21 protein-coding genes are annotated in these 18,635 nt (G+C 68.4%); 10 read left to right on the forward strand and 11 right to left on the reverse strand.

Annotation, left to right across the window (positions count from 1 at the left end):
• Positions 1 to 128: 128 nt before the first annotated feature.
• From HNP52_RS10710 to HNP52_RS10735, 6 genes are read left to right on the forward strand one after another with little or no spacing between them, the layout of a single operon-like run.
• A complete protein-coding gene (locus tag HNP52_RS10710; RefSeq protein ID WP_184166614.1) occupies positions 129 to 836 on the forward strand; it encodes a response regulator transcription factor in 708 nt (235 codons plus the stop codon).
• The gene (locus HNP52_RS10715; RefSeq protein WP_184166616.1) at positions 805 to 2,385 is read left to right on the forward strand and encodes a stimulus-sensing domain-containing protein; all 1,581 of its coding nucleotides are present in this window, start codon (positions 805 to 807) and stop codon (positions 2,383 to 2,385) included. The genes HNP52_RS10710 and HNP52_RS10715 overlap by 32 nt, the downstream gene beginning before the upstream one ends.
• Positions 2,385 to 2,813 (forward strand): aldolase, encoded by a 429-nt coding sequence (locus tag HNP52_RS10720; protein ID WP_184166619.1) that lies wholly within the window; start codon positions 2,385 to 2,387, stop codon positions 2,811 to 2,813. Before HNP52_RS10715 ends, HNP52_RS10720 begins: the two co-directional genes overlap by 1 nt.
• Entirely contained in the window at positions 2,810 to 3,739 is a 930-nt protein-coding gene (gene rapZ / locus HNP52_RS10725; protein ID WP_184166622.1) for an RNase adapter RapZ, read from the forward strand. The genes HNP52_RS10720 and rapZ overlap by 4 nt, the downstream gene beginning before the upstream one ends.
• Before the next feature lies 1 nt (position 3,740).
• Entirely contained in the window at positions 3,741 to 4,148 is a 408-nt protein-coding gene (locus HNP52_RS10730) for a PTS sugar transporter subunit IIA (protein WP_184166625.1), read from the forward strand.
• Complete coding sequence (locus tag HNP52_RS10735) at positions 4,145 to 4,417, forward strand: HPr family phosphocarrier protein (RefSeq protein ID WP_184166628.1); 273 nt, start codon at positions 4,145 to 4,147, stop codon at positions 4,415 to 4,417. The genes HNP52_RS10730 and HNP52_RS10735 overlap by 4 nt, the downstream gene beginning before the upstream one ends.
• An 11-nt stretch (positions 4,418 to 4,428) precedes the next feature.
• Here HNP52_RS10735 and HNP52_RS10740 read toward each other — a convergent pair whose 3' ends face one another.
• Positions 4,429 to 5,034, reverse strand: coding sequence for a hypothetical protein (locus HNP52_RS10740; protein WP_184166631.1), 606 nt, complete (start codon positions 5,032 to 5,034; stop codon positions 4,429 to 4,431).
• 191 nt (positions 5,035 to 5,225) lie between these two features.
• On the opposite strand from HNP52_RS10740, the gene HNP52_RS10745 reads away from it, so the two are divergent.
• Both HNP52_RS10745 and HNP52_RS10750 read left to right on the forward strand, forming a co-directional pair.
• Positions 5,226 to 6,026 carry an RNA methyltransferase gene (locus HNP52_RS10745; RefSeq protein WP_184166634.1) on the forward strand — a complete coding sequence of 267 codons (801 nt, stop codon included), beginning with the start codon at positions 5,226 to 5,228 and terminating at the stop codon, positions 6,024 to 6,026.
• Between the two features lie 76 nt (positions 6,027 to 6,102).
• On the forward strand, positions 6,103 to 6,810 hold the full coding sequence (locus HNP52_RS10750) for an META domain-containing protein (RefSeq protein ID WP_184166637.1): 708 nt from the start codon (positions 6,103 to 6,105) through the stop codon (positions 6,808 to 6,810).
• Between the two features lie 39 nt (positions 6,811 to 6,849).
• On the opposite strand, the gene HNP52_RS10755 is transcribed toward HNP52_RS10750, so the two are convergent.
• The 4 genes from HNP52_RS10755 to recR form a co-directional block, all read right to left on the reverse strand.
• Positions 6,850 to 7,530, reverse strand: a complete 681-nt coding sequence (locus HNP52_RS10755; protein ID WP_184166639.1) for a tetratricopeptide repeat protein — start codon at positions 7,528 to 7,530, stop codon at positions 6,850 to 6,852.
• Between the two features lie 66 nt (positions 7,531 to 7,596).
• A complete protein-coding gene (rmuC, locus tag HNP52_RS10760; protein ID WP_184168291.1) occupies positions 7,597 to 8,913 on the reverse strand; it encodes a DNA recombination protein RmuC in 1,317 nt (438 codons plus the stop codon).
• 213 nt (positions 8,914 to 9,126) lie between these two features.
• A complete protein-coding gene (def, locus tag HNP52_RS10765) occupies positions 9,127 to 9,654 on the reverse strand; it encodes a peptide deformylase (protein ID WP_184166642.1) in 528 nt (175 codons plus the stop codon).
• Between the two features lie 198 nt (positions 9,655 to 9,852).
• Complete coding sequence (gene recR, locus HNP52_RS10770; RefSeq protein ID WP_184166645.1) at positions 9,853 to 10,449, reverse strand: recombination mediator RecR; 597 nt, start codon at positions 10,447 to 10,449, stop codon at positions 9,853 to 9,855.
• A gap of 117 nt (positions 10,450 to 10,566) precedes the next feature.
• On the opposite strand from recR, the gene fmt reads away from it, so the two are divergent.
• Positions 10,567 to 11,475, forward strand: a complete 909-nt coding sequence (gene fmt / locus HNP52_RS10775; protein WP_184166648.1) for a methionyl-tRNA formyltransferase — start codon at positions 10,567 to 10,569, stop codon at positions 11,473 to 11,475.
• A complete protein-coding gene (truA, locus tag HNP52_RS10780; RefSeq protein WP_184166651.1) occupies positions 11,472 to 12,218 on the forward strand; it encodes a tRNA pseudouridine(38-40) synthase TruA in 747 nt (248 codons plus the stop codon). The genes fmt and truA overlap by 4 nt, the downstream gene beginning before the upstream one ends.
• A 28-nt stretch (positions 12,219 to 12,246) precedes the next feature.
• Here the strand turns inward: truA and HNP52_RS10785 are convergent, their stop codons facing one another.
• The 6 genes from HNP52_RS10785 to HNP52_RS10810 form a co-directional block, all read right to left on the reverse strand.
• Positions 12,247 to 13,437, reverse strand: a complete 1,191-nt coding sequence (locus tag HNP52_RS10785) for a class I SAM-dependent RNA methyltransferase (RefSeq protein WP_184166654.1) — start codon at positions 13,435 to 13,437, stop codon at positions 12,247 to 12,249.
• A complete protein-coding gene (locus HNP52_RS10790; protein WP_184166657.1) occupies positions 13,428 to 14,825 on the reverse strand; it encodes an NAD(P)H-hydrate dehydratase in 1,398 nt (465 codons plus the stop codon). Before HNP52_RS10790 ends, HNP52_RS10785 begins: the two co-directional genes overlap by 10 nt.
• Positions 14,822 to 15,205: a hypothetical protein gene (locus HNP52_RS10795; protein ID WP_260396050.1), complete on the reverse strand. Its 384-nt coding sequence runs from the start codon at positions 15,203 to 15,205 to the stop codon at positions 14,822 to 14,824. The genes HNP52_RS10790 and HNP52_RS10795 overlap by 4 nt, the downstream gene beginning before the upstream one ends.
• A gap of 61 nt (positions 15,206 to 15,266) precedes the next feature.
• Complete coding sequence (gene ilvD, locus HNP52_RS10800; protein WP_184166660.1) at positions 15,267 to 16,988, reverse strand: dihydroxy-acid dehydratase; 1,722 nt, start codon at positions 16,986 to 16,988, stop codon at positions 15,267 to 15,269.
• A gap of 110 nt (positions 16,989 to 17,098) precedes the next feature.
• On the reverse strand, positions 17,099 to 17,794 hold the full coding sequence (locus HNP52_RS10805; protein ID WP_184166662.1) for an N-formylglutamate amidohydrolase: 696 nt from the start codon (positions 17,792 to 17,794) through the stop codon (positions 17,099 to 17,101).
• The gene (locus tag HNP52_RS10810) at positions 17,791 to 18,513 is read right to left on the reverse strand and encodes an enoyl-CoA hydratase/isomerase family protein (RefSeq protein WP_184166665.1); all 723 of its coding nucleotides are present in this window, start codon (positions 18,511 to 18,513) and stop codon (positions 17,791 to 17,793) included. The genes HNP52_RS10805 and HNP52_RS10810 overlap by 4 nt, the downstream gene beginning before the upstream one ends.
• Between the last annotated feature and the right edge of the window lie 122 nt (positions 18,514 to 18,635).

Consider the following 18,635-nt stretch of genomic DNA (forward strand, 5'->3'; position numbering starts at 1 on the left):
AATATTATTGCGTGGCCATAAGCCCCTGCCGAAAGGAGGGTCAACCCGAGTAAACGTTGTCAGCCGATTGAGCGGCGAAGAAGTTTCGGTTACGCCGTCAAATCAATGGTTCCGAGTGTCGCAAACGCATGACCGCTACGATCGCGCTGGTCGATGATGACCGCAACATCCTCACTTCCGTCTCGATCGCCCTGCAGACCGAGGGTTTCCTGACGCGCGTCTATTCCGACGGTGAGAGTGCGCTGAAGGCGCTGATCGACAATCCGCCCGACCTGGCGGTGCTCGACATCAAGATGCCGAAGATGGACGGGCTCGAGCTGCTGCGGAAGCTGCGCGAGAAGAGCACGATCCCGGTGATCTTCCTGACCAGCAAGGACGACGAGCTCGACGAGGCACTAGGCCTGGCGATGGGCGCGGACGACTACATCGCCAAGCCGTTCAGCCAGCGCCTGCTGATCGCCCGCATCCGCGCGATCCTGCGCCGCACCGAAGCCGCGCAGCCGAGCGCCGAGGGGGGCGAGGAAGTCACCGCCGAGGCGCTGGAGCGCGGCCGGCTGACCATGGACCCGGCGCGCCACCGCGTGACCTGGAACGGCACCAACGTGACGCTGACCGTCACCGAGTTCCTGATCCTCGAGACGCTGGCGCAGCGCCCGGGCATCGTGAAGACCCGCAACCAGCTGATGGATGCCGCCTATCAGGACGACATCTATGTCGATGACCGAACGATCGACAGCCACATCAAGCGCGTCCGCCGCAAATTCCGGCAAGTCGATTCGGAATTCGATGCTATCGAGACGCTCTATGGCGCGGGCTACCGGTTCTCGGACGAATAGGGACGAGCGCGACCTCGCGCTCAAATGGTCCAATCGCGTCAGCCTGACGCCGCGCATCCTCGCGGTGAACATCTTCGCGCTCGCGCTGCTGGGCGGCGGCTTCTCGTACCTAGATTCGTACCGCAGCCGCATCGTTGACAGCCGGGTGGAGCAGGCCGGGCGCGAGGTCCAGCTGATCGCCCAGGCGCTCGCCTCCGCCAAGGACGAGAAGCGCCGCGACCTGCTGGTGCTCAGCCTGGCGCGCGACACCGGTACGCGCATCCGCCTGTTCGACGAGAAGGGCAAGCTTCTGGCGGACAGCAAGGCGCTGGGCCTGCGCAATGTGGTGCTGCGGGATCCGGACAAGGATCCCTGGGGGCTCGAGGCAGCGCGCGTTCTCGACGCGGTGATCGACACGGTGGCGGGTGCGGACCGCGCCCCGCTCTATCGCGAGCGCCCGGTCGACCAGGGCCTCGAATGGCCGGACGTGCGCACTGCCATGTCCGCGCATGGCACACCGGCGACGGTGTGGCGGGCGCCCGATCGTACGCCCGTCATCACCGCTGCCGCGCCGATCACCGAGCTGGGCGTGGTGATGACCACGGTGAACGCCCGCGACATCACCCAGACCGTCCGCGCCGAGCGCTTCCGGCTGGGCATGGTGCTGCTGTTCGTCTCGGTCTTCTCGATCCTGCTCTCGCTGTTCCTGGCGCGCACGATCGTGCGGCCGCTGCGCCTGCTTGCCCGCGCCGCGATCCGCGTGCGGCTGGGTCGCGCGCGCGAAGTGGTGGTCCCGCGCCTGCCCGATCGCAGCGACGAGATCGGCCTGCTCGCCCGCGCGCTTTCGGACATGACCGGCGCCCTGCGCGCCCGGATCGACGCGACCGAGGCGTTCGCAGCGGACGTGACGCACGAGCTGAAGAACCCCCTCGCCTCGCTCCGCTCCGCCGTCGACAGCCTGGCGGCGGTGAAGAAGCAGGAACATCGCGACCAGCTGCTCGAGATCGTCCGCGACGACGTGCTGCGGCTCGACCGGCTGATCACCGATATCTCCGAGGCCTCCCGCCTCGACGCGCAGCTCAGCCGCGCGACCTTCGAACCGGTGGACATCGGGGCGATGATCCGGGCGCTGCTCGACCAGCGCGAGGCGCGCGGCATCCCGAACGGCATCCGCATCGCCTTTGATTGCGCGGCGGGGACCGAGCTCACCATATTGGGCGAAGGCGCCCGCCTGGAGCGCGTGTTCGAGAATTTGATCGAGAACGCGATTTCCTTCTCGCCGACCGGAGGCCTGATCGCGATCTCCGCCTCGAGCGACGAGGAGGACCTGACCATCCGCGTGGAGGATGAGGGGCCCGGCGTGCCCCAGGAAGCGCGCGAGAATATCTTCCGCCGCTTCCACTCGGTGCGGCCGCAGCAAGAGGCCTTTGGCCAGCACTCGGGACTGGGGCTTGCCATCGCCCGAACGATCGTCGAGGGCCACCAAGGGAGCATTTCAGTCGAATCGAGGGAGGATCGATTGAGCGGGGCGCGTTTCGTGGTGCGACTGCCTTTGGCGGGACGCAATTAATGGCAGAGCTGTCTTCTGAATCGATCCTGGCCGCCTGCGTGGCGATCGATGGGCGCGGCGTGCTGATCGAGGCGCGCGAGGATGCGCAGCGCGTCGACCTGCTGCTCCGGCTGCTCGATCGCGGCGCCACGCTGGTGGTCGATCCGCGCACGGTCTGCGTGCGCCGGGGCAAGGCGCTCTACGCCACCGTGCCGGCGGGCCTGGGCGGCAAGGTCGAGATTCGCGGCATCGGCCCGGTGGCGATGCCGAACCTCGAGGAAGCGCCCGTCGCGCTGGTCGCGGTGGTGCTGGATGCCTCCCCGCGCCTGCCCGAGGATCGCCGTACCCGGCGCATCGCCGGGGTGGACGTGCCGGTGATCGCGCTGGGGCCCAATGAGCCGTCCGCGCCGATCAAGGTCGAATATGCGCTCAAGGCGCTCGCCAAATGAGCAAGGCGCGGCCGAAACAGATATTGCTCGTCACCGGCATGTCCGGCGCCGGCAAGTCGACGGTGCTGCGCACGCTCGAGGATCTCGGCTGGGAGACTGTCGACAATCTCCCGCTGCTGCTGCTTAACCGCCTGCTCGATACCGCGCCCGCCGAGGCGGATGACGACCGCCCGCTGGCGATCGGCATCGGCAGCACGACGCGCGGCTTCGATCCCGAGAGCATCGTCCGCCGCATCAAGAAGCTGCGCGAGGAGCATGGCCATGATGTCGGCACGCTCTTCCTCGAATGTTCGGGCGCCGAGCTCGAGCGACGCTATTCGGAGACGCGCCGCCGCCACCCGCTGGCGCAGGACCGCCCGGCACAGGACGGCATCGCCCATGAGCGCGAGCTGCTCACCCCACTGCGCCGCTGGGCGAACCGGCTGATCGACACCACCGATCTCAGCGCGAACGAACTGGCCCAGCAGATTCGCAGGACCTTCTCGGGCGAGGGCCTGGGCGAGACGGTGATCTCCGTCCTTTCCTTCGGCTTCGCCCGCGGCCTGCCGCGCGACGCGGACCTGGTGTTCGACATGCGCTTCCTCCGGAACCCGCACTGGGTGCCGGAACTGCGCCCGGGCACCGGCAAGGATGCCGATGTGTCGGCCTATATCGCCGCCGACCCGGCCTATCCGGCGGCAATGGAGCAGATCGAGTCGCTGCTGCTTTTGTTGCTCCCGCGTTACCAGGCCGAGGGAAAGGCGTATGTTACGATAGCGTTCGGATGCACGGGGGGCCGTCACCGCTCGGTGCATGTCGCCGAACGGATGGCCGCCCGGTTGCGCGACGCGGGTTTTTCGCCCACGGTGACGCATCGTGATACCAAGACCGCGCCGCAGGACTCGCTGGAGGGGCTACCGGTGACCGTGGCAGGGGGCGGAGTTTGAGATGATCGGTTTGGTGCTCGTGACGCACGGACGACTCGCGGAGGAGTTCGTAGTCGCGATGGAGCATGTAGTCGGCAAGCAGGAGCAGATCGCCTCGATCTGCATCGGCCCCGAGGATGACATGGAAGGTCGCCGCGCGGACATCGCCGCGGCGATCAAGGGCGTGGATTCGGGCCGCGGCGTGATCGTGCTGAGCGATCTGTTCGGTGGCACGCCTTCGAATCTCGCCATCTCGCTGATGGAAGCAGGCAAGGTGGAGGTGATCGCCGGGATCAACCTGCCGATGCTGATTCGCCTGGGCAGCGCGCGCAAGACGATGAAGGTCACCGAAGCGGTGGCCGCGGCGCGCGATGCGGGCCGCAAGTACATCACCGTCGCATCCGAAGTCCTGGGAGAGGCTGCCGCTTGAGTCGCACGATCCGAACCGTCACGATCGAGAACAAGCGCGGCTTGCACGCGCGCGCCAGCATGGCTTTCGTGACGCTTGCCACCGCCCAATCCGTGGAACTCACCGTCGAGAAGGACGGCAACACCGCCTCGGGCACGTCGATCCTCGACCTGATGATGCTCGGCGCCGCCAAGGGCGACACGATCTCGATCAGCGCCGAGGGCGACGGCGCGGACGGCGCGGTGCAGGCGCTGGTCGAGCTCGTCGAAGCGCGGTTCAACGAGGAATAGCCCTTCCCCGCTCAGGGGCGGATGCCGGCATCCTCGAAATCCAGCACCACGCTTGACCGCGCGGCGATCGCCGCCCTGGTATCCGCCGCGCCACCCGCGTCGCCCAGCTTCAGGCGTGCGATGCCGCGGCCATAGGCTGCGTCGACCAGCATCTTGTGCTGCATTTCGCGCATTTCCCGGTTGCCGAGCGCTTCGTTGAAATCCGCCAGCGCTTCCTTGTAGAGGCCCAGCGCCAGCTCGACACGGCCGCGATTGACCAGGGTCCAGCCTTGCCGGCCGGTGCCGTCCACCGCCGCGTTGCAATAGGGCATGGCGTTGTCGACATCGAAACCATAGCGGCCGCGGGCGAAGCACGACATGTTTGCCAGGCTCTTGTCCTCGGGGTGATCGCGGACATTGGCGTCCGCGATCGACAGCATCGCCTCGGGATGCCCGGCGGCGGCGGCGACATAGGCCTTCTGCGTAGCGGCGGAACCGCTTCTCTCCGGATGTTCGCTCGCCAGCGCATCATAGGCGGCGTCGATCTGCTGGCGGCCCGCCGGCTCGGCGACCACGCGCTTCAATGCCCGCCAGGGCAGGCCGCACAGGCCCTTCTCCCGCCTGATATTGGCGGTCATTTCCTTCGCGCTGGTCCTGTCGCCATTGGGGAATGAACAATCCGGCGCGGCCGCGGCCACGTACATTAGTAGCATCGCACCGATCATGACTGCCCTTCCCCCTATCTCTCCCCAAGCATAGGAATGGCCGACGCGGCCGGGCAAGTCATTCCGGTCGTGACTTCGTATCGTTCCTGGCGCAGGGATGCCGCATGCCTCGCGAAATTACCGCCTTTTCCAATCCGCTCATCAAGCGCGTCCGCAACCTGCGCGACAAGAAGCATCGCCGCGAGGAAGGGCTGTTCCTCGCCGAGGGGCTCCGCATCCTCACCGAGGCGCATGAGGTGGGTCGCGTGCCCGAATATCTGTTCTTCTCGAAGGACATGGCCGGCCATGCGCTGGTCCGCCCCCTGATCGCCGCCACCGAGGCCGCGGGCGGCTGGGCGGTCGAGACCAACAACGACATCCTCTCCAAGCTGTCGGGCAAGGACAATCCGGGCGCGGTGGTCGGCGTCTATCCCGACTTTGCCGTCACCCTGGCCGATCTCGATCGCAGCAGGTCGGGCATCTGGCTGGTCGCCGAGCGGCTGCGCGATCCCGGCAACATGGGCACGATCCTGCGCACCGCCGATGCAGTGGGTGCCGGCGGCCTGATCCTGATCGACGATTGCGTCGACCCGTTCTCGGTGGAAGCGGTGCGGGCCAGCATGGGCGCGCTGTTCACCGTGCCGGTGGCGCGGTCGAGCTGGGGCGATTTCCTCGTCTGGCTGCGCAAGGGCCCCGGCCAGCTGGTCGGCCTCAGCCTCGATACCGAGCATGACTATCGCGCGCCGCACTACGAAGCCCCGACGTTCCTGCTCACCGGCAACGAGGCGCAGGGCATGCCAGGCTTCATGGCCGAGGCCTGCGACCTGCTGGTGAAGATCCCGATGCTCGGCAAGGCGGACAGCCTGAACGCCGCGATCGCCACCGCGGTCATGGCCTATGAGGTGCTCGGCCAGCAGCGAAGCTGAACAGGAGCTAATCGTTACGGCCATGGAGCGTTCAGCCCGGGCCGCGCATTGTGCCTCGCATAGAGGGAGTGATCCAATGCGACTTTCGACCATCGCCGCCGCCAGCCTGATCGCGCTGACTGCCCTGCCCGCCGCCGCCCAGGCCCAGGCACAGCCAGACTATCGCGCGAGCGGCACCGAGCCGTTCTGGAGCCTGACGATCGGCGCGCGGACGATGCGCTTCGAGGCGCCGGGCCGCCAGCCGGTCAGCGTGGCGACGCCGAAGGTGATCCACGGCTTCGCCGGCGAGATCTGGCAGACCCGCCGGATCAACGTGAACACCAACCACATCAAGTGCAGCGACGGGATGAGCGACCGTAGCTATCCCGACACGGTGACCGTCACCGTCGATGGCCGCACCTACAAGGGCTGCGGCGGGGAGCCTGCCGTCTCCGCGGGGGTCAGCCTGATCGACGGCAGCTGGCGGATCGAGGCGCTGAACGGCCGCCCGGTGGCGCGCGGCACCAGCCCGACGATCGCGTTCGACAATGGCCGCGTCTCGGGCAATGCCAGCTGCAACCGCTTCAACGGCAGCTTCACCTTCGCGCGCGGGCGCCTGACCACCGATCGCGTCGCCAGCACCCGGATGGCCTGTGTCGATCGCGCGCGGAACCAGCAGGAACAGGCGATCCTCGGCCTGCTCGGCGACCGGCTGGTCGTGTCGACCGGCAATCGCGGCGGCAACCGGCTCGTGCTGACCGGCGCTCGTGGCCGGACGATGACACTGGTCCGCGGCCGACCCTGAACCCTCGCCGCCGATCGCCCGACCCGGCGGTCGGCGGCCTCAGCTCGCCTTTTTCTTCGCTCGCTGCTCGCTGATATACTGCAGCTCGTCCTTTATCTTCTGGTCGTCGGGCGTCAGCTCCAGGCATTTGCGGAACAGCACCTCCGCCTCGTCGAGCCGGCCCAGCTCGATCTGGTCATAGGCCATGCCGAACCAGGCGCGACGCAGCGACTTCTTCTGCCGCTCACCGCTCTCGCGCTTCGCCGCATCGGCGGCACGCGCATAAAGGTCGTAGGAGCGCTGCCATTGCTTCTGCGCCTGATAGGCATAGCCGAGCTCGGAGAGGTAATGCGGGTGGAGCGGCGCCATCGTCACCGCACGCTCGAGGAACAGGATCGCGCCGTCCAGCTGGTTGAGGTCGATCATCGCGAACCCCTTGCCCCATAGCGCGATGCACCAGCCGCCATCGACCAGCATCGCGTCCTTGCCGCCCGGCAGGCTGGCATAGGCAGCGGTCTCATAATCCTCGACCTGGCAGAGCTTCTGCTTCTCGCCGCGATACAGGCCCTGATATTCGACGATCAGCGGATTGAGCAGGTCGATCGCCTGCTGCGGCTGGCCGCCCTGGATCAGCCGAACCGCCTGGCCGAGCTTGTCATTGCGTGCCGTCTCCGCCGCATCCTGTGCCAGGGCCGGGCCGACCGGTGCTGCGGCGAGCATGAGTGCGAATGCCAGCTTCATCGAATTCCCCTCCGTTTCGATCCAGCACCAGCCTAGCGGCAATTGCCGGCTTCGCCATAGCCCGGCTTATTCGGCGGCCTCCGCCTCCGGTTCGCCGGCATGGCTGGCGAGCAGCTCGACCGGCGGCACCGCCTCGATCTCGCGCGCACCGGTTTCCACGTTCAGCTCCTTGAGCTTGCGCGCCGAGACCAGCGCCCGCGTCTCCAGGCTGGTGGCGAAGGTGTTGAAGTTCTTCACCGCGGTATTGAGCCCCGAGCCGACCACGCGCAGGTCGCCCAGCGCCTTGGCCAGGCGATCGTACAGCTCCTTGCCGAGCTCGCCGATCTGCCGCGCTTCCTTGGCCAGCTTCTCCTGCCGCCACACCGCCGCGACCGTCCGCGCGATCGCGATCAAATTGGTCGGGGTGGCGAGCAGCACGCGCTTCTCGAAGGCGAAGTCCCACAGCCCGGGATCATATTCGAGCGCGGCCGACAGGAAATGCTCGCCCGGCACGAACATGATCACATAGTCGGGCGCTTCCTCGAACTGGGTCCAGTACGCCTTGTTGCCGAGCCCGTTGATATGCGCCTTCATCGAAGCGGCGTGCGCGGCGAGGCCGATGCGGCGCTCCTCCTCGTCCACCGCGCCGAACGCGTCCTGATAGGCGTTGAGCGAGACCTTGGCGTCGATCACCAGCGCGCGACCGCCCGGCACCTGGACGATCGCGTCGGGCCGCAGCCGGGCGCCATCCTCACCGGCGACATTCACTTCGGTGTTGAAATCGGTGTGCTCGGAGAGGCCACAGGTCTCGAGTACGTTGCGCAGCTGCTGCTCGCCCCAGCGGCCGCGCGCCTTGGGCGCGTTGCGCAGCGAATTGACCAGCTTGGCCGCCTCGGCGCTCACCCGCTCCTGCCCGATCCGCATCTGCTCGATCTGGCCCTTGAGGTCGCCGAACGCGTCGCGCCGCTCGGCCTCGACCTTGGCGACGCCCTCTTCATAGCGCTGGAGCCGCTCGTTGACCGGCTGGAGCAGCGCCTTGAGGTTCTGGCCCGAAGTCTGCTCGGACTCCTTGAACCGCTCCTCGGCTCGCTTGAGGAACGCTTCCTGCGTCTCGGTCAGCATCGTGCCCGCCAGTTCGCGGAACTGGCCCGCCATCGCCTCGCGCGCGCCCTTGAACTCGGCGAGCCGCTCCTCGAAGGCTTCCGCCTTGGTGCGCAGCTCGGTCAGCTGGAGCCGGGCATCGTCGCGCTCGTCGCGCAGCATCTCGGCCTGGGTGCGCAGCGCCTCGACATGGCTGGCCCGCTCCTCGGCCGCGGCAAGCTCGGTGATCGCCGCCTTGAACTGCGCCTCGCGCGCATCCCGCTCGGCCCGCATCTGCGCCGCCGGGCGCCCACCCAGGAACATGCCGAGCCCGAGCCCGATGACGAGCGCGGCAACCGCGATCACAACCGCCACCAAATCCAAACCCAGCCTCCAATATCCAGAAAAGCGCGCCAACACCCGCGGGCACGGAACATAACTCGAACGATCGCGGGAGGACAGCGCGAATTTGCCCCGCGCAAACAAAAGCCGCGGGCGTTGCCACCCGCGGCTCGATTGCGTCCCTCGTCCTCGCGATCAGGCGGCGGCCTTGCGCGCCTTGTTGAGCTTCTTGAGGATGATGTCGCGCTTCAGGCGCGAAAGGTGATCGATGAAGACGATCCCCTGCAGGTGGTCCATCTCGTGCTGGATGCAGGTGGCGAGCAGGCCCTCGAACACCTCGTCATGCGCGGCGCCCTTCTCGTCGAGCCACTTCACGCGGCAGCGCGCGGGGCGCTCGACATCGGCGAACTGCTCGGGGATCGACAGGCAGCCTTCGGTATAGACCGACTGCTCCTCGGCCGGGTCGAGGATCTCGGGATTGATGAAGACGCGCGGCTCGCGGATCGGCTTGCCTTCCTCGTCCTCGCGCTCCTGGAGGTCCATCACGATCAGGCGCTTGGGCACGCCGACCTGGATCGCCGCAAGGCCGATGCCCGGCGCGTCATACATGGTGTCGAACATGTCCGCGATCAGGTCGCGCAGCTCGTCCGTCACCTCCGCAACGGGTTCGGAAATGAGGCGCAGGCGCGGATCGGGTATCTCGACGATGGGTAGAATTGCCATGGGGGTAATTTAGGCCCGTACGGCTTTTCGGGCAAGAGAGGGGAAAAGCCCTAGGTGTGGCTTACCGCCTTTCAGTTCCCCGGCGAAGGCCGGGGCCCAGTATCGACGAACTGCCGATAGCGCGGGAGACTCACGAACTGCGTTGCAATTGGGGTCCGGCCTTCGCCGGGGAACAGCGAAAGCAATGCACCTTCCGCTCTATGCCACCGGCCGCCGCGCCCGCAGCGCCTGGGCCAGCGTGCCCTCATCGAGATAGTCGAGTTCGCCCCCCACCGGCAGACCGTGGGCAAGCTGGGTTACGCGCACCGGATAGGTCTCGATCCGCTCCGCGATATAGTGCGCGGTGGTCTGCCCCTCGAGCGTGGCGTTCATCGCCAGCACGACCTCGTCGATCCCGCCGGCGGCGATGCGCGCGACCAGCCTGTCGATCCCCAGGTCCTCGGGCCGCACCCCCTCCAGCGCCGAGAGGCGGCCGCCCAGCACATGGAAACGCCCCGGGAACAGCCGCGAGCGATCTAGCGCCCACAGGTCCGCGACTTCCTCGACCACGCAGAGCGAGCGCACGTCGCGGCGCGGATCGGCGCAGATCTGGCAGGGATCGCAGGTATCGACATTGCCGCAGGTGCCGCAGGTCGCGAGGTTGCGGCTCACCGCTCCCAGCGCCGAGAGCAAGGGATCGAGCGCCGTCTCGCGCTTCTTGAGCAGATGGAGCACCGCGCGCCGGGCAGAGCGGGGCCCGAGGCCGGGCAGTCGCGACAGGGCCTGGGTGAGCGCTTCGATCTCGGGAGATGCCATGCAGGGGATGTAGCTATCCGGGAACGAAAAGGAAACTGGCCGTCATCCCGCTCCTTCCTCCGTCATCCCGCGCAGGCGGGGATGACGGGAGGGTGTTGCGGAGTTAGAGACCCGGCCATGCGAGTGATTTTCATGGGAACGCCCGAATTCGCCGTGCCGGTGCTCGATGCGCTGGTGGAAGCCGGGCACGACGTCGTGGCGGCTTACAGCCAGCCTCCGCGCGCCGGCGGGCGCCGGGGCAAGGCGCTCACGCCGTCGCCGGTACACGCACGGGCCGAGCAATTGGGGATAGAGGTCCGCACCCCGCTGTCGTTCCGCAAGGATCCCGAGGCGCTGCCGGCCCTGCGGGCGCTGGACGCCGATGTCGCGGTGGTCGCCGCCTATGGCCTGATCCTGCCCCAGGCGGTGCTCGACGCGCCGAAGCAGGGCTGCCTGAACGTCCATGGCTCGCTGCTGCCGAGATGGCGTGGCGCCGCGCCGATCCAGCGGGCGATCCTTGCCGGCGATGCCGAGACGGGCGTCGGCATCATGCAGATGGAGGCCGGGCTCGATACCGGCCCGGTGCGGCTCGAGGAGCGCACCCCGATCGACGGCAAGACCGCGGGCGAACTCACCGCCGAGCTGAGCGCGATGGGCGCCCGGCTGATGGTTACGGTGCTGGCGGACCTGAACGGGCATCCGGCGGTGGCGCAGCCCGAAGAAGGTGTCACCTACGCCGCGAAGATCGACAAGGCCGAGGCACGGCTCGATTTCACTCGGTCGGCGGTGGAGGTCGAGCGACAGGTGCGCGCCTTCAATCCGGCGCCCGGCGCATTTTTCGAGTTCGCCGGCGAACGCTTCCGGGTCCACGCAGCCGAGATCGTCGAAGCCGCAGGCACACCGGGCGTGCTCCTTGACGAGGCACTCACCATCGCCTGCGCCGAGGGCGCGATCCGTCCCACCCTCGTCCAGCGTGCCGGACGTGGCGTCATGACGTCACGCGAGCTGCTCAATGGCCTGAAGATCCCCGAGGGAACCCGGCTTTGACCCGGTTCGCGCTGACGGTGGAATTCGACGGCCGGCCCTTCATGGGCTGGCAGCGGCAGGATCACGGCCCGAGCGTCCAGCAGGCGATCGAGGATGCCGCCTTCGCGGTGACCGGCGAGCGCGCCACGGTCCACGCCGCCGGGCGCACCGATGCCGGCGTCCACGGCCTCGGCATGCGTGCGCATATCGATATCGAGAAGCCGATCACGGCCTTCCGCCTGATGGAAGCGCTCAATGCGCGGGTACGACCCAATCCGGTGGCGATCCTCGACTGTGTCGAAGTGCCGGATGATTGGCATGCGCGTTTCTCGTGTGTTGCACGCCATTATGAATACAGAATCTCAACAAGGCGAGCGCCACTCACCTGGGAGAAGGGCCTTGCCTGGCGGGTGATCCCGCCGCTCGATGCCACGCTGATGGCCGAGGGTGCGGCGCGGCTGCTGGGGCGCCACGACTTCACCACCTTCCGCTCGGCCCATTGCCAGGCCGACAGCCCGCTGCGCACGCTCGACCGGCTCGAGGTGGTGGCGGACGGCGAGCGGATCAGCGTCTTCGCCTCGGCGCGCTCGTTCCTGCATCACCAGGTGCGCTCGATGGTCGGCTGCATCGTGCTGGTCGGCCAGGGCCGCTGGACGCCCGACGACATGACCACCGCCCTGGAGACGCGCGACCGCGCCGCCCTCGGCCTCAACGCGCCGTCGGATGGGCTTTTCTTCCTGCGGGCGGACTATCCCGCCGCATAAAGCCCTCTCCCGCAGGTGGGAGAAGGAATTAGCGACTGAACTTCGCCGCCAGCTCGACATGCGTCGACCAGCGGAACTGGCCGACCGGCTGGATCCAGTCGAGCCGATAGCCGCCTTCGCACAACATCTCCGCATCCCGTGCGAACGTATTGGGATTACAGGAAACATAGGCGATAACCGGCGCCTTGGCCTTCGCCATTTCGGCGGCCTGCTCGCGCGCGCCGGCGCGCGGCGGATCGATCACCAGCGCCTCGAACTTGTCGAGATCGGCGGCGGTCACCGGGCGGCGGAACAGGTCGCGGTGGTCGGCGAAGACCATGCGGCGCGCGCTGCCGGCCGCGGCCTTGAGCGACAGGATCGAGTCCCGCGCCGCCTCGGCCGCATAGACTTTCGCCTTGGGGAAGGCGAAGGTGAAGGTGCCAAGCCCTGCGAACAGATCGGCGACCGTGCCGGCATCCCCGGCGATTTCGCGCACCGCCGCGACCAGCGCCGCTTCGCCCTCGGGCGTCGCCTGGAGGAAATTGCCCTGGGGGAACGGCACCGGCACCCCACCCAGCGTGATGGTGACGGGATCGGGCTCCCAGCGCGCCGTCGGGCCCAGCCCTTCGTCCATCGAGAAGCGCGCGAGCTGGTGGCGATGGGCGAAGGCGGTGATCGCCTCGGCCGCCGCCAGTCCCTCGGCCTCGAGGCCATCGAGCAGCACGTCGACGCCCTGGTCGGCCTTGGCGAGATGGACGTTGATCCGCCGCGAGGTCGGCAGCAGCGCGGCGAGCAGCCCCCGCAGCGGCGCGAGCAGCGCGAACAGCTCGGGATCGAGGACATGGCACTCCGCCAGGTCGATCAGGGTATGGCTGCCTTGCCCGGTGAAGCCGAGCAGCACCTGGCGACCGCGACGCTCGGCATGGAGCGTGGCGCGGCGGCGGGTCCGGGGCGGCGAGAGCGCGGGCGGACGGATCTCGGTCACCAGCTTGTGCTGGGCGAGCGCGCCGGCGATGCGATCGACGATGAACCCGCTCCAGGCGATGTCATCGAGATGCTGGAGCTGGCAGCCGCCGCATTCCGGGAAATGCCGGCAGGGTGGCTCCTGGTGGTGCGGCCCGCGGGTGATCGCGCCGTGCGCGTCGACCATGTCGCCGGGGGCGGTGAAGGGCACGAAGCGGCCATCGGCGGTAACGCCCTCGCCGCGCCCCGCGACGCGGAGGACTTCGCTTACAGACATTCGGAGATCGCTTGGGGAAGATGCATCGGCAGCGCATCGGCGATGAAGGCCGGTCCTGCAAGTGCCGCCGCACGCGCATGCAGCCAGGCGGCGGCTTCGGCGGCCTGTTTGTTGCCGCCCGCCACCTGCGCCGCGAGCGTGCCGGCGAGCACGTCGCCGGTGCCGGCGGTCGAGAGCCAGGACGAAGCGCGCGACAGCACCCGCACTTCGCCGCGCGGGGTGGCGATCACCGTGTCGGCGCCCTTGTGGATCACGGTCACGCGCGCCTCGGCCGCGGCCATCAGCGTGCGGGTGATCTTGTCGCCTTCGGCCCCCTCGAACATCCGGTCGAATTCGCCCGAATGCGGGGTAAGCCAGGTCGCAGCGGTGCGGCGCTGGAGCCAGGCGGCGGCGGACTTGCCGAGCAGGGTGAGCGCGTCGCCGTCGAGGATCAGCGGCAGATTGGCGTTCAGCGCCGCCTTGAGCAGTCCCTCGGCCCGGCGATCCCGCCCAAGGCCCGGGCCGACCACCACCGCGCCTATGCGGGTCTCGGTGAGGAAATCGGCGAGATCGTCCCCGCTCGCGATGCGCTGGCGAACGAGCGCGTCGGGCCCGCCGCCGGTATCGCCGGCGCTGGCCAGCACGGTATAGCCCGCCCCGCCCGCCATCGCGGCATGGGCAGCCAGCCGGGCGGCACCGGGCATGTCGCCCTCGACCACCACGACCAGGCCGCGGCTGTATTTGTGCGCCCGCGCGCCCGGCGGCGCCAGTTGCGGCCGCGCCACGCTGCGCCACTGGCTCTCCACCGGAATGCCGATGTCCGCGAGCAGGACATGCCCGCAGCGCTCCAGCCCCTTGTCGAGCACATGCGCCGGCTTGAGCGCGCCCAGCGCCAGCGTCGCGCTGATCCCCCTGGGCGCGCCGAGATCGGCGCCCGTGTCGGTTGCGAGCCCCGAGGGCAGGTCGATCGCCAGCGAGAAGCGCGAGGCGGCAACCAGCTCGGCCAGCACCGGCGCGATACCGCGCTCTAGCGGGCGGCTGAGCCCGGTGCCGAACAGCCCGTCGACCAGCACCGGCCGCGGCCGCGCCTGGTAGAGCGAGCCCACCTCCCCGTCCCAGCGGCCATGCATCGCCCGCGCGGCGCCCGTGCCCGGCTCGCCCGAGGCGGCAATGGCGACGTCATGGCCGGCTGCCTTCAGCAGGCGCGCGGCGACATAGGCGTCCCCGCCATTATTGCCCGGCCCGGCCAGCACCAGGATCGGCGCGCCCTGCGCGAAGCGGGATACTTCGCGCGCAACGGCGGCACCCGCGCGCTCCATCACGTCTTCCTGGGGCTCGCGCCGGAACACCGCCTCCTCGGCGGCGCGCATCTGGGCAGCGGTTACGATCGGTGCGCCGGGCGGGATCATCTGCCCGGTTTGGCCCCGCGCACCGTCGCAGGCAAGCGGTAGCGCGCACCGCCGATCGCGACTTCGATCTGGTCGGGCGCGAGGATCGTCACCTCGGCCTTCTCGGCACCGTCAGCGGCGATCACCCCGCGGCCATCGGTAGTGACCAGCAGCCGCCGGAACCCGCCGTCCGGGTGGCGCAAGGTCAGGAACAGCCCGTCCTGCGACTGGGTGCGGTCGATCGTGCAGGCATAGGAGAAGCTTTCGGCGCCCGGCGGCGCGCACTCCACGCGGCCCTCGGCCTTTTCCATCTTCTCGGCATGGATCTCGTTGCGAGCCTCGGCGGCCTTGTCGCGGACCTGGGTATTGCAGGCAGTCAGGGAAAGAAGGGCCGCGAGCATGGTTGCTCGTCGTGCCCTTCCCCTCTCCCCAGCCCTCTCTCCACCGAGAGGGCGAACTTGATCAGATATCGGCAAAGACATGGGTTTCGGCGCTGGCTCCGGGATGCGTGACCGCCCCCTTATAGGCCGGGCCGACATTTTGCGAGAAGCGCCACAGCGCGCCCGCCTGATAGTCGTTCATCCGCGGCTGCCACTTCGCCCGACGCTCGGCCAGCACATCCTCGGGGACGTTGAGGTCGACCGTGCCGGCCTCGGCATCGATGCTGATCTCGTCGCCGTCCTCGACCAGCGCGATCGGGCCGCCCTCGGCCGCCTCGGGGCCGACATGGCCGATGCAGAAGCCGCGCGTGCCGCCCGAGAAGCGGCCGTCGGTGATCAGCGCCACCTTCTCGCCCAGCCCCTGGCCGTAGAGCGCCGCAGTGGTCGACAGCATCTCGCGCATGCCCGGGCCGCCCTTCGGCCCTTCATAGCGGATGACGACGACCGTGCCCTCGGTGATCGCATTGGCCTCGACCGCGGCGAAGGCATCCTCCTCGCGCTCGAACACCTTGGCGGTGCCGGTGAACTGCAGGCGCTTCATGCCCGCCACCTTCACGATCGCCCCCTCGGGCGCCAGGCTGCCGCGCAGCCCGACCACGCCGCCCGTCGGGGTGATCGGCGTCTTGGCGTCATAGATGACCTTCTGGTCGGGGTTCCAGGTAACTTGCTCGATATTCTCGCCCAGCGACTTGCCGGTGACGGTCAGGCAATCGAGGTGGAGGAAGCCTTCCGCCGCCAGCGTCTTCATCAGCATGTAGATGCCGCCGGCCTCGTGCATGTCGCGCGCGACATAGCGGCCGCCGGGCTTGAGGTCGGCGATGTACGGCGTGGTCTTGAAGATCTCGGCAACGTCGAACAGGTCGAAATCGATGCCGCACTCGTTCGCCATCGCCGGCAGGTGCAGCGCGCCATTGGTCGAGCCGCCGGTCGCCGCGACGATGCGCGCGGCATTCTCGAACGCTTCGCGCGTGCAGATGTCGCGCGGGCGGATCTGCTTCTCGATCAGCGTCATCACCTGGCGGCCCGCGGCAATCGCGATCTCTTCACGCGACTTGTAAGGAGCAGGTGCCATGTTGCTGTTCGGCAATGACAAACCGATCGCCTCGGCAACGCAGGCCATGGTGTTCGCCGTATACTGGCCACCGCAGGCGCCATGGCCCGGGCACGCCGCCTTCTCGATCGCGGTGACTTCGGAGAGCGGGCATTTGCCGGCGGCATAGCGGCCGACCACCTCGAACACGTCGATGACGGTGAGGTCGCGCTCCTGGTAGCGGCCCGGCAGGATCGAGCCGCCATAGACGAAGATCGACGGCACGTTGAGGCGCAGCATCGCCATCATCATGCCCGGCAGCGACTTGTCGCAGCCGGCGAAGGTGACGAGCGCATCGTAGCAATGGCCGCGCACCGAAAGCTCGACCGAGTCGGCGATGACCTCGCGGCTGACCAGCGAGGACTTCATGCCCTGGTGACCCATGGCGATGCCGTCGGTCACGGTGATCGTGTTGAAGCGGCGCGGCATGCCGCCCGCCTCGTTCACGCCGATGCGGCACCAGTCGGCCTGCTGATCGAGCGTGGTGTTGCACGGCGCGCTGTCATTGCCCGCCGAGGCGATGCCGACGAACGGCCGGGCGATCTCCTCCTCGGTGAGGCCCATGGCGTAATAATAGCTGCGGTGCGGGGCGCTCTCGACGCCGACGGAAACGTAGCGGCTGGGGAGCTTGGACTTGTCGAATCGCTTGGTCATGATGCGCAAGCCTATGTCGCCAGAAGGCACTTTTACGCAAGACTATTGCGCAAAGAAATTATCGGGGCGCGCAAAGCCTCTTTCGCTCCCCTCCCTGGAAGGGAGGGGAATTAAAGAAGCTGCCCCACCAGCTCCGCCAGCACCCCTGCCCACTCCTCCGCCCCCGCCTCCTCCCGGATCAGGTCGTTGCGGATCTCGATCGCGACCGAGGGAATGCCCTGCCCCTCGCCATGCCGGTTGAGCGTCGCGTTGAGCAGCCGGCCCGAATAGGGCTCGTTGTCGCCGGTGACGAAGCCGCGCGCCCGAAAGAAGTCCACAGTCGGCAATGCGGCACGGGTATCGCGATTGTAGAGCACCCCCACCTGCCACGGCCGATCGGTGCCGCCATGCTCCAGGCAGGGCGTGAAGCTGTGCACCGAAAGGATCAGCCGCGGCCGCTGCGCCCGGATCCGGTCGCGGATCAGCCGGTGATAGGGTGCATGGAAACGCGCGATGCGCGCGAAGCGATCGACGGTGTCGTTGCCCGGGATCAGGTGCCCGTCGCTCCGGTGCGGGATCAGCCCGACATGATCGGGCTCGCGGTTGAGGTCGATCACCAGCCGCGAGACATTGGCCAGGATCGCCGGCGCGCCCAGCCGCGCGGCAAGGCTCCGGGCCACCGCGGCGCTGCCGATGTCCACCGCGATATGCTTGTCCATCAGCGCGGGATCCACGCCGAGATCGATATCCGCCGGCACGGCATTGGAGGCATGATCGCCGAGCAGCAGCACCGGGCCGCTGCCCGGGATGATCTCGGCCACGCTCACCAGACCGGATTCCGCCGCGCGCGGAACGATGCCAGCCCCTCGGCGAATTCCGCCCCGCCGAACGCGTCCTCGAAACCCTGGTCGGTCTGCTCCCCGCGCAGCGTCCGCTTGAGCAGCCGGATCGCCTCGGGCGCATTGCCGGCGATCGCGCCCGCCATCGCCGTGGCGGTCTCGATCGCCTTGCCGGTCTTCAGCTCGACCAGCCCGATCTTGTGCACTTCGTCGGGGCGCAGCTTGTCGCCGGTGAACAGCAGCAGCGACGCCATGCCCTTGCCCACCTGCGCCCCCAGCCGCGCGACATCCGCGCGCGGATAGCCCAGGCCCAGCCGCGCCGGGGTGATCGCGAATTCGGAGAGCTTGCCGGCGATGCGAATGTCGGCCGCCAGGATCAGCGCCACCGCCGCGCCGAAGCAGCCGCCGTCGATCGCGGCGATCACCGGCATCGGCAACGCGGCGATCGCCTCGATCCCCTCGCGCATCGCCTCGCGGAACCTGGTGCGCAGCGCCGGATCGCCCTGGAGCTGCTCGAACTCGCGGACATCGGCACCAGCGGAGAAGATACCCGCGACATCGGACTTGAGGATCACCGCCCGCGCATCGCCCACGTCGCGCGCGGCGGCGGCCAGCGCCTGCCAGGCGGCGGTAGGCAGCGCGTTCCTGGCCTCGGGACGATTGAGCGCGATCGTGGCGACGGGGCCGTTGCGGGTGAGCTGGATCATGCCCCGGCTGTGCCCGATTGAAGCGGCGCTGTTAAGGGGGCGGGAAAGCGGAGGGATGGGGCGGGCTTGCGCCCGCGCCACCGACAGACGTTCTGCTCCCGGCAGTCGATCCGCTGGGGACT

The sequence above is a fragment of the Sphingomonas kyeonggiensis genome (assembly GCF_014204495.1).
Lineage (GTDB): Bacteria > Pseudomonadota > Alphaproteobacteria > Sphingomonadales > Sphingomonadaceae > Sphingomonas > Sphingomonas kyeonggiensis_A.